The organism is Elusimicrobiales bacterium (assembly GCA_041651175.1).
Lineage (GTDB): Bacteria > Elusimicrobiota > Elusimicrobia > Elusimicrobiales > Elusimicrobiaceae > JAQTYB01.
In genome coordinates, this window is the sequence record JBAZJT010000036.1 from 1 (window position 1) to 10023 (window position 10023).

Sequence of the window (10023 nt, forward strand, 5' to 3'; positions counted from 1 at the left end):
TGTCCGGGTTGTATGTAAAAGCCACCGCCTTGCCCGCCGGGTCCGTCATGCGCGTTACGCGGCCTATAACGTCATAGGCGAAAGCCGAATTGCGGTTCAGCGCGTCGGTTACGGATGTGGCGTTGCCATAGCCGTCCCGCCCGATTGTTACCGCATGGCCCAGCGGGTCGGTTATCGCCAGCGGCAGCCCGCGCGCGTTGTTGGTTATATCGGTTGACTGCCCCGCCGCGTCGGTGATGCGCGAGAGGTTGCCGTTTCCGTCGTACGAAAAATGCGCGGTGTTGCCCTTCGCGTCGGCGTAATAGCTGATGCTGCCGGACGCAGGGTCGTAGCCGATATTTACCCGGTTGTTGAGCGGGTCCGTCGCGGCGGTCAGCCGGTTTTTCGCGTCCCACGCATAGCCGCGGATGTTGCCGGCGGGGTCGGTAACCTGAACCGGATTGTTCGCCGAATCGTAGGCGAACAGCGTCTTGCCGCCCGCGCCGTCAACCGTGTACGCCCGCCGGAAATGGCCGTTGGACTTGTTCCACCGCACAACCTCTTTGCCGCCCAGCGGCGGCGTGATGCGGGTTTCGCCCTCGCCGGTCTGGTCGTCCACGATATATTCGTAGGTGTATGTCCCCCGCGGCCCGGTCTTGGAGCTTAAATAATACCGCTGCGGGAAATACCACGCCGAAAACGCCGCCCGGTCCACGAAATAATAGCCGGACGCCGCCGGCGCAAGCGGCGCCAGATACACCTTGTCCGCCGGAGCCGCCGCGCCCGCCAGCAGCGCGCACCGCTCCGCGCCCGAGTAGCTGAACGCCGGAACGGATTTGCAGTCCCGCGAATGATCCACCCGGTACGCCGGCGCCGAGTACGCATAGCTTGTAACCTGCCCGCCGGGCGGGGTAACGCGCGAAAGCAGCTCCGCATTCCCCCAGCCGCCCGGCGCGAAATACCCGCCCGCAAAACCCTCCAGCCCGGATACGGAATAGCCCTGATAGCCGAAGGTTGACACGCCCTCGGGCCCTTCAAGCCCATTCAACTGCTTGCTATCACTCATTGAACACCCTTATTGCCATTGATAGTGTTGGCATCCATACTTTTTGAACGCAATGCAATGAATAAATTCACAGTTGTGATAAGCATGCTAACCAGCAATCCCACCAACAAAACCCCAAGCACAGCATCCCCAGATGCCTCTATTTGCTTCAACATCACACTAACTTCGGAAGATAATGAGATTTTATTCACCTCTATTATTCGTTTTATAATAATCTCGTAATATGCACAGATATCTGGAATTTCATGTGCAGAACCAAAAAAAAGCAAACAATTTACAGCAAGACTTGCAAGATTAATAAAGACGAGGATTTTTTTGGTTTTCATTTCTATTCTCCTGTATTGAATGAAAATAGGTTTATAGGAGGATCTATCCAGTTCCAGAATGGATCTAATCGAAGGGTAGGATCCTTAGGATTACTGGAAACCGCCTCCGCATATTCATGGAAAGCTGTTCTAGCGTTTTTAAAGTCCCATTTGTCATCAAAAGGATGCTCTTCCTGTTCAAGCCTAAGCGTTGCCAAAAGTTCCTCTGCTTGAAAAGCACAAATCAAGTAAGGTTGCCCTATATGCCCATGCGACCATTGAAATAATTTTCCAAGAATATTATTCAACATTGTAATCGGGAAACGTTTCTTTTCCCGATTCATTCTATTGATAGTTTTATCAAAGATTTTTCCAATTCTTTCCACATCGGCAGCACTTAAGCCGAGCGAATCTGTCAGATTCATTGGATTATTGTACACATACGCATATAAGTTAGTATCCCCGCCTCTAAATCCAATCGGGTCCTTTTGAGTGAATCTTCCCGTGCTTGGGTCATAGTATCTGGCGCGGTAATAGAACAGGCCGGTTTCGGCGTCCCATTCCCGGGCGGTGTAGCTGTAAAGACTGCCCGTCTGCGACCAACTGCTTGTGCTGCCGGTTACCTCGTTTTTGAACACGGGCCTGCCATATGCCTGATATTGCGTGCGCTCTACCACGGTTCCCGTCTGGTCGGCGATGGCAATTATGCTGCCAAGGCCGTCCGCCAGCAAGAAATAATCGCTTGCGCCTTTTCTTAACATCAGCGGCTCGTCCGTGCCGGGACCGTGCGTGTACATCGCCTTCAGCGCGCCGGCGGCGTCGGTTACAAATGCGATGTCCTCGCCGTCGTAGATAAAATGCTTGTCCGCCACCGTTTCGCCGTTGTGCGTTACCGTCTTTGCGATTCTGCGGCCTATCGCGTCGTAACGGTAGGTTGCGGTGTCGGTTGTGCCGCGCGTTACCTGCGTCAGGCGGTTCTGCGCGTCGTAGATGTATGCGGTCTGCGCGTTGTCGGATGCGCGCGTTTTTGTTGTCAGGTTGCCGTTGTTGTCGTATGCGTAAGTGTACTGGCTGTCGCTGTTCAGACGGTTTGCCGCGTCATAGGCGTAACCGGAGCGCACGGCGTCGCTTGTGCGGTCGCCCACCGCGTCGTAGGCGAAGGTCTCGGACTGCACGCTCAGCGCGCCGCTGGACGGGTGGACCGCGCTGGTCAGGCGGTGCAGGTCGTCATAGCCGAAAGTGTGCGCCCCGAAATCGTCAGCCATGGTCGCGCGGTTGCCGGCATTGTCGTATGTGTAGCCAACCTGCGCGATTACCGCGTTATCGGTTTTCCGGCGGTAGGTTATTCCGGTAAGCTGGTTCGCCGCGTCATAAACATATTCCGCCGCTACCGCCGCGCCCATGTCCATGCGCGTTCTGCGGCCCGCGGTGTCGTAGGTGAACTGGAACTGCGTCCCGCCGGGCGCGGTTATCGTTACGGGGCGGTTCAGCGCGTCGTAACTGTAGCTCCATGTGTAGCCGGAGGCCGTCATCGCCAGCCGGTTCCCGGCAGCGTCGTATGTGTACGCGAACGCGCCGCCGAGGTTTGCAATCTTGTCCTGCGCGCTTGTTGCTGTTACCCGGCCCGCCGCGTCGTAGCCGAATTGCAACTTTGTTTGCGGGTCCTCTATGCTCGTGGGATTGTTTGCAAGGTCATAAACATAGGTCGTCTGCCCGCCGGGGGCGGTGGCGGAGGTCAGACGGCCCAAAATATCGTAAGCGAATGCGAAACTGTTGCCGTTTGCGTCAGCCGCCGCGCTGATTCTTCCCGCCGCGTCGTAGCCGTAAGCGGCGGCATGATTGAGCGGGTCCGTTACCGATGCCAGCCTTCCCTGCGCGTCGTAGGCGAAGGCGGTGCCGTGGTTTGCCGCGTCGGTCAGCATGGTCAGCCGCTTTGCGCCCGTCTCGAAACCGCCCGGCTCGTAGCCGTAGCGCGTTACGCCGCCGATGGCGTCGGTAACCGTGTCAACTGTGTTGTCCGGGTTGTATGTAAAAGCCACCGCCTTGCCCGCCGGGTCCGTCATGCGCGTTACGCGGCCTATAACGTCATAGGCGAAAGCCGAATTGCGGTTCAGCGCGTCGGTTACGGATGTGGCGTTGCCGTAGCCGTCCCGCCCGATTGTTACCGCATGGCCCAGCGGGTCGGTTATCGCCAGCGGCAGCCCGCGCGCGTTGTTGGTTATATCGGTTGACTGCCCCGCCGCGTCGGTGATGCGCGACAGGTTGCCGTTTCCGTCGTATGAAAAATGCGCGGTGTTGCCCTTCGCGTCGGCGTAATAGCTGAACTGGAAATAGTTATTTCTGTGCATATTGATTTATCACTTATCTTCTTTACTCGGTATTTTCATGTTTCGTAAATGCTCTTGCTTGACAATATTTGGGTGTTTTATTAGCCATTGATACAAAGCACTGTTATATTGCTCTGCATATCGTTTAGCGATTGTCTGCAATCTTACATGCTCTGTGCTTTCAAAAAAATCGCCTGTTCCCACAATGCTATGTGTGCCGGTTATTTCCTTCAACCGCATAGCCTCACTAGGTAATCCTGGGATGCAAGAAACATACCCACCTAATACCATAAACTTGAAATCACCATTATCTACGGCCTTGTGCATATCTGCTACAGGATTTGCATTCTCCAGCCGTGTTAATGCCGGCGGGATTTCTTGCTTTGCAATCTTTCTCGCACTAAAACTGTAGTGATAAATGAAAATAACGATCACTATAAACCAACACAATGCTATTATGAACCATTTTGACTTCTGGTAACTAGTTAGGGCTGACATTGGCTCCTCCATTCATGTATTAGTACTTTATCCGAGCAGAGAACCCTAATTCCTGTATAATAGGATTCTCATTCTGGCTAACATTGTCCATCATATTTATCCCGGTATCTCTTGTCCCTGTAACTGCATGCCCCAATTCATGGGCAACAATCCCTGTAAGAGAAGGAATCCTTGGACCGCTAGAGGTTTCTATACTAAGCCGCAAAGCTTCGGCGGAATCAATAAATATCGTGTCTCCTGTTGCTCCTAACACACCAGCGCAATTTATCTCTAAGGATATGGGATGCCCATGCCTGTACCATGGTCCACGAATCATATCCTCTAATTCGCGACCTCGACGCGTTCGGAAAACACGATTAAGTACTATTTGCATCGCTAGTCGCTGAAGTTCTGTACCACCTATTATACTGACAGCATTTTCCCATGGATACAAAAATAGTCCCGAAGGATCATAGTGGTTGATTGGATTAGCATTTACATACGCATACAAATTTGGATCCCCTCCGGCGAAGCCTATGGGGTCTTTTTGGATGAAACGGCCGGTGTCCGGGGCGTAGTATCTGGCGCGGTAATAGAACAGGCCGGTTTCGGCGTCCCATTCCCGGGCGGTGTAGCTGTATAGATTGCCCGTCTGCGACCAACTGCTTGTGCTGCCGGTTACCTCGTTTTTGAACACGGGCCTGCCATATGCCTGATATTGCGTGCGCTCTGCGATGTTCCCGGTCTGGTCGGCTATCGCTATTATGCTGCCAAGCCCGTCCGCCAGCAAGAAATAATCGCTTGCGCCTTTTCTTAACATCAGCGGCTCGTCGGTGCCGGGACCGTGCGTGTACATCGCCTTCAGCGCGCCGGCGGCGTCGGTTACAAATGCGATGTCCTCGCCGTCGTAGATAAAATGCTTGTCCGCCACCGTTGCGCCGTTGTGCGTTACCGTCTTTGCGATTCTGCGGCCCAGTGCGTCGTAACGGTAGGTTGCGGTGTCGGTTGTGCCGCGCGCTACCTGCGTCAGGCGGTTTTGCGCGTCGTAAACATAGGTTGTCTGCGCGTTGTCCGATGTGCGCGTTTTTGCCGTCAGGTTGCCGTTGTTGTCGTATGCGTAAGTGTCCTGGCTGTCGCTGTTCAGTCGGTTTGCGGCGTCATAGGCATAACCGGAGCGCACGGCGTCGCTTGTGCGGTTGCCCACCGCGTCGTAGGCGAAGGCCTCGGACTGCACGCTCAGCGCGCCGCTGGACGGGTGGACCGCGCTTGTCAGGCGGTGCAGGTCGTCATAGCCGAAAGTGTGCGCCCCGAAATCGTCAGCCATGGTCGCGCGGTTGCCGGCAGTGTCGTATGTGTAGCCAACCTGCGCGATAACCGCATTGTCGGCTTTGCGGCGGTAGGTTATTCCGGTAAGCTGGTTTGCCGCGTCGTAGACGTAATCCGCGGCGACGGCGGCGCCCATGTCCATGCGCGTGCGCCGTCCGGCGGCGTCGTAGGTGAACTGGAACTGCGTCCCACCGGGGGCGGTTATCGTTACGGGGCGGTTCAGCGCGTCGTAACTGTAGCTCCATGTGTAGCCGGAGGCCGTCATCGCCAGCCGGTTCCCGGCGGCGTCGTATGTGTAGGTGAACGCGCCGCCCAGGTTTGCAATCTTGTCCTGCGCGCTTGTTGCCGTTACCCGGCCTGCCGCGTCGTAGCCGAATTGCAGCTTTGTTTGCGGACCCTCCACCGTTGTCAGGTTGCCCGCAAGGTCGTAAGCATAAGTTGTCTGCCCGTCGGGGGCGGTGGCGGATGCCAGCCGGCCCAAAATATCGTAAGCGAATGCGAAGCTGCTGCCGTTTGCGTCAGCCGCCGCGCTGATCCTGCCCGCCGCGTCGTAGCCGTAGCTCGCCGCATGGCTTAACGGATTGGTTACCGATGATAAACGGTCCTGTATGTGACCAAACGTTTCTCTCTTTCCCACCATTCCCGTTGGGATCGAGGCATACGAGCACTCTGCGAAGAAAAATATCGCCACACTTAACAACATAGGAATTCGTGCTACGCAACGCATCGCCATAGTTAAATCCATAACACTGCGCAATACTCAACTCTTCTTAATTTTCCTGCGCAGATATATTCCAAATGATGAGAGAATAAGCAGCCCATACAACTCATCTGACAAATCCTCTAAAAGAAATGCCGATTGGCCAAATATCAAAAGATGTATTAGGCAGATTAGCGCAAATGCTCCGGCAACATAGAGACCCTCCTTTACAACGGTTACAATCCCACCAATAAGATATCCAGCAATTACAAATGTAAGGAGGTTTAATAAGAGATGTAGAACACCATGCTCTAGATGAAAAAATTCTAACATTGACTCAATGAAAAATGGCGCATAAAATTGGACGAGCAGTATCGCAAATATTTTTAGTCCTTTTTTCATATCAATCTCCTTGCCTGTTCACCTTTTTATTGAGGGGATTCATTAACCGCAGGTACCACATGCGGGACACCATTTCAAATGCCCATGTATGGCAATTATATACTCCTAACCAGCTTCTAGGCGGAATATGTTCCAGAACCTCTTTTACAACAGGATCATCGTTTTCAATTCCAGTTGGAATGTAGAACCACGCGTCTTGGTCAATGGGTTCGTTATGCAGAATTTCACCTATACCGCCAAATGGATATTGCACACTAGGGACAAAACTGTATGTGTCTTTTCCAGCCTTTATATATGAATGCGGTAACCTCACTCCCCGTGCCCAACGCACACCTATGGCTACCGTATTATCATCCTTACTGTTAGTTGTTGTTCCACTTGCATCACGGTATAAACCCGGATTATTATACACATACGCATATAAATTCGTATCCCCGCCGTTGAAGCCTATCGGGTCTTTTTGGATAAATCTGCCGGTGTCGGGGGCGTAGTATCTGGCGCGGTAATAGAACAGGCCGGTTTCGGCGTCCCATTCTCTGGCGGTGTAGCTGTATAGGCTGCCCGTTTGCGACCAACTGCTTGTGCTGGCGGTTATTTCGTTCCTGAACACGGGCTTGCCGTAGGCTTGGTATTGCGCGCGCTCAACTACGGTTCCCGTCTGGTCGGCGATGGCGATTATGCTGCCAAGTCCGTCCGCCAGCAAATAATAATCGCTTGCTCCCTTGCGCAGCATCAGCGGCTCGTCCGTGCCGGGGCCGTGCGTGTAGGTCGCCTTCAGCGCGCCGTCCGCGCCGGTTACAAATGCGATGTCCTCGCCGTCGTAGATGTAATGCTGTTCGCGAATTGTTTCGCCGTTGTGCGTTATCGTTTTTGCGATTCTCCGGCCTGTTGCGTCGTAGCGGAGCGTCTCGCTGTAGCCCGACGGCAGGTTTACTTGCGTAAGGCGGTTCTGCGCGTCGTAGATGTATGCGGTCTGCGCGTTGTCGGATGCGCGCGTTTTTGTTGTCAGGTTGCCGTTGTTGTCGTATGCGTAAGTATACTGGCTGTCGCTGTTCAGACGGTTCGCCGCGTCATAGGCGTAACCGGCGCGTACCGCATCCGACTGGCGGTTGCCTACCGCGTCGTAGGCGAAGGTCTCGGATTGCACGCTCAACGCGCCGCTGGACGGGTGGACCGCGCTTGTCAGGCGGTGCAGGTCGTCATAGCCGAAAGTGTGCGCCCCGAAATCGTCGGTCATGGCCGCGCGGTTGCCGGCAGTGTCGTATGTGTAGCCGACGCTGGCGATAACCGCATTGTCGGTTTTGCGGCGGTAGGTTATTCCGGTAAGCTGATTGGCGGCGTCGTAAACATATTCCGCCGCTACCGCCGTACCCATGTCCATGCGCGTTCTGCGGCCCGCCGCGTCGTAGGTGAATTGGAACTGCGTCCCGCCGGGCGCGGTTATCGTTACGGGGCGGTTCAGCGCGTCGTAGCTGTAGCTCCAGGTGTAGCCGGAGGCCGTCATCGCCAGCCGGTTGCCGGCGGCGTCGTATGTGTAGGTGAACGCGCCGCCGAGATTTGCAATCTTGTCCTGCGCGCTTGTTGCCGTTACACGGCCCGCCGCGTCATAGCCGAATTGCAACTTTGTCCGCGGGTCCTCTATGCTTGTGAGGTTGTTTGCAAGGTCGTAGCTGTAGACCGTCTGCCCGTCGGGGGCGGTCGCGGATGTCAGCCGGCCCAGAATATCGTAGCCGAATGCGAAGCTGCTGCCGTTTGCGTCGGCTGCCGCGCTGATCCTGCCCGCCGCGTCGTAGCCGTAAGCGGCGGCATGATTGAGCGGATCCGTTACCGATGCCAGCCTTCCCTGCGCGTCGTAGGCGAAGGCGGTGCCGTGGTTTGCCGCGTCGGTCAGCGAAACAAGCCGCTTCGCGCCCGTCTCGAAACCGCCCGGCTCGTAGCCGTAGCGCGTTACGCCGCCGATGGCGTCGGTAACCGTGCCGGGCGTGTTGTCCGGGTTGTAGGCGAAAGCCACCGCCTTGCCCGCCGGGTCCGTCATGCGCGTTACGCGGCCTATAACGTCATAGGCGAAAGCCGAGTTTCGGTTCAGCGCGTCGGTTACGGATGTTGCGTTGCCATAGCCGTCCCGCCCGATTGTTACCGAATGGCCCAGCGGGTCGGTTATCGTCAGCGGCAGCCCGCGCGCGTTATTGGTTATATCGGTTGACTGCCCCGCCGCGTCGGTGATGCGCGACAGGTTGCCGTTTGCGTCGTACGAAAAATGCGCGGTGTTGCCTTTCGCGTCGGCGTAATAGCTGATGTTGCCGGACGAAGGGTCGTAGCCGATGTTTATCCGGTTATTGAGCGGGTCCGTCGCGGCGGTCAGCCGGTTTTTCGCGTCCCACGCATAGCCGCGGATGTTGCCGGCGGGATCGGTAACCTGAACCGGATTGTTCGCCGAATCGTAGGCGAACAGCGTCTTGCCGCCCGCGCCGTCAACCGTGTACGCCCGCCGGAAATGGCCGTTGGACTTGTTCCACCGCACAACCTCTTTGCCGCCCAGCGGCGGCGTGATGCGGGTTTCGCCCTCGCCGGTCTGGTCGTCCACGATATATTCGTAGGTGTATGTCCCCGACGGCCCGGTTTTGGAGCTTAAATAATACCGCTGCGGAAAATACCACGCCGAAAACGCCGCCCGGTCCACGAAATAATAACCGGACGCCGCCGGCGCAAGCGGCGCCAGATACACCTTGTCCGCCGGCGCCGCCGCGCCCGCCAGCAGCGCGCACCGCTCCGCGCCCGCGTAGTTGAACGCCGGAACGGATTTGCAGTCCCGCGAATGATCCACCCGGTACGCCGGCGCCGAGTACGCATAGCTTGTAACCTGTCCGCCGGGCGGGGTAACGCGCGAAAGCAGCTCCGCATTCCCCCAGCCGCCCGGCGCGAAATACCCGCCCGCAAAACCCTCCAGCCCGGATACGGAATAACCCTGATAGCCGAAGGTTGATACGCCCTCGGGCCCTTCAAGCCGCTCCAGCAGCCCGGAGCCGGTGTAGCCGAAATAATGCGCCCGCCCGCCGATGTCGGTTACAGAAGACACCCGCCCCGCCCCGTCGCGCGAAAACGAGTAAAGAACGCGCCCGTCCGGGTCCCGCACGGCCGACAGCAGGCCGGAGGAATACTCCAGCAAAAGCGCCGAGCCGTTGCGGTCGGTTACCGAAACCAGCCGCCCCGCGCCGTCGTAGGAATAAACCAGCCTGTCGTCCGCGCTCCACACAAACCCCGACGGCGCCGCGGTGGAGCCGGAAACCGACAAAACCGCGCTCTCGCCCGCAGGCGCAACCCACTGGCCGGAGGAATTGAGGAAATAAAGCAGCCGCCGCCCGTCCGGCGGGCGCACGACGGCGACGGTCTCCAGGTCGGAGGCGGGGATGGCCATGCCGGAGGCGCCCATCAAGGCGCCGG

7 protein-coding genes are annotated in these 10023 nt (G+C 56.7%); all 7 read right to left on the reverse strand.

The annotated features are described in order from the left end of the window. Positions 1-1045 (reverse strand): hypothetical protein (locus WC421_11450; protein ID MFA5162842.1); only part of this gene is annotated, 1045 nt, incomplete at its 3' end. Next, positions 1042-1371: a hypothetical protein gene (locus WC421_11455; GenBank protein MFA5162843.1), complete on the reverse strand. Its 330-nt coding sequence runs from the start codon at positions 1369-1371 to the stop codon at positions 1042-1044. The genes WC421_11455 and WC421_11450, both read right to left, overlap by 4 nt. Positions 1372-1373: 2 nt before the next feature. Continuing rightward, a complete protein-coding gene (locus WC421_11460) occupies positions 1374-3698 on the reverse strand; it encodes an RHS repeat-associated core domain-containing protein (protein ID MFA5162844.1) in 2325 nt (774 codons plus the stop codon). Positions 3699-3707: 9 nt separating this feature from the next. Continuing rightward, entirely contained in the window at positions 3708-4175 is a 468-nt protein-coding gene (locus WC421_11465; protein ID MFA5162845.1) for a hypothetical protein, read from the reverse strand. 19 nt (positions 4176-4194) lie between these two features. Then, positions 4195-6120: an RHS repeat-associated core domain-containing protein gene (locus WC421_11470; protein MFA5162846.1), complete on the reverse strand. Its 1926-nt coding sequence runs from the start codon at positions 6118-6120 to the stop codon at positions 4195-4197. A 120-nt stretch (positions 6121-6240) separates the two neighbouring features. Beyond that, entirely contained in the window at positions 6241-6582 is a 342-nt protein-coding gene (locus WC421_11475) for a hypothetical protein (GenBank protein ID MFA5162847.1), read from the reverse strand. Between the two features lies 1 nt (position 6583). Next, positions 6584-10023, reverse strand: a 3440-nt coding sequence (locus WC421_11480) for an RHS repeat-associated core domain-containing protein (protein MFA5162848.1), incomplete at its 5' end; no start/stop codon positions are given.

Excerpts from the sequence above, each read along its gene's own strand:
- WC421_11475 (MFA5162847.1), bottom strand. The coding sequence starts at position 6,582 with ATGAAAAAAGGACTAAAAATATTTGCGATACTGCTCGTCCAATTTTAT.
- WC421_11470 (MFA5162846.1), bottom strand. The coding sequence starts at position 6,120 with ATGGTGGGAAAGAGAGAAACGTTTGGTCACATACAGGACCGTTTATCA.
- WC421_11455 (MFA5162843.1), bottom strand. The coding sequence starts at position 1,371 with ATGAAAACCAAAAAAATCCTCGTCTTTATTAATCTTGCAAGTCTTGCT.
- WC421_11460 (MFA5162844.1), bottom strand. The coding sequence starts at position 3,698 with ATGCACAGAAATAACTATTTCCAGTTCAGCTATTACGCCGACGCGAAG.
- WC421_11465 (MFA5162845.1), bottom strand. The coding sequence starts at position 4,175 with ATGTCAGCCCTAACTAGTTACCAGAAGTCAAAATGGTTCATAATAGCA.